The organism is Arachnia propionica, from assembly GCF_003859805.1.
Taxonomy (GTDB): Bacteria; Actinomycetota; Actinomycetes; order Propionibacteriales; family Propionibacteriaceae; genus Arachnia; species Arachnia propionica_C.
The window spans coordinates 1-464 of the sequence record NZ_RQZG01000061.1 but is presented as its reverse complement, the minus strand read 5'-3'; the positions used below and the strand labels follow the sequence as shown (position 1 = coordinate 464).

Annotated in this window: 1 protein-coding gene; it reads left to right on the top strand. The window is 63.4% G+C overall.

What is annotated here, in order from left to right:
* Positions 1-37: 37 nt before the first annotated feature.
* Positions 38-464, top strand: a 427-nt coding sequence (locus EII34_RS15770; RefSeq protein WP_221620339.1) for a hypothetical protein, incomplete at its 3' end; no start/stop codon positions are given.

Below are 464 nucleotides of genomic sequence, written 5' to 3'. Positions count from 1 at the left end.
GGAGACGGTGCGGACTGCGGCGGAGAATCTACGGTCGATGGGGAAGACCGTGGATGAGCATATGGACAACATCGTGTCGCACTGGAACGGGCTGCCCGCGGTGTATGAGGGGCCGGGGGCGGAGCAGGCCTACGGGATCATGGCTCCGGCGGCGACGTCGGCTGAGTCGTTGAAGAACACCTTGGACAAGGCGGCATCGGCGATTGAGAATTTCGCGGACGCGATCGAGCCGGTGAAGAAAACGTTGGAGGGGTTGGAGAAGGAGGCTGCGGCGTTTCGGACTGAGGCGTTGGCGGGGTACGACGGCAAGCCGTGGCGGGAGCATCAGCCAGCGGTGGATCGCAATGTGGAGTTGTTGGGCAGGTATGCGGCAGTGGTGGAGGCGTTGACGTCGGCGTCGTCGGCGTGTGCGAACACGATCAATGGGTTGTACACGCAGTCGTGTCCGGTGCCGTTCGAGGTCA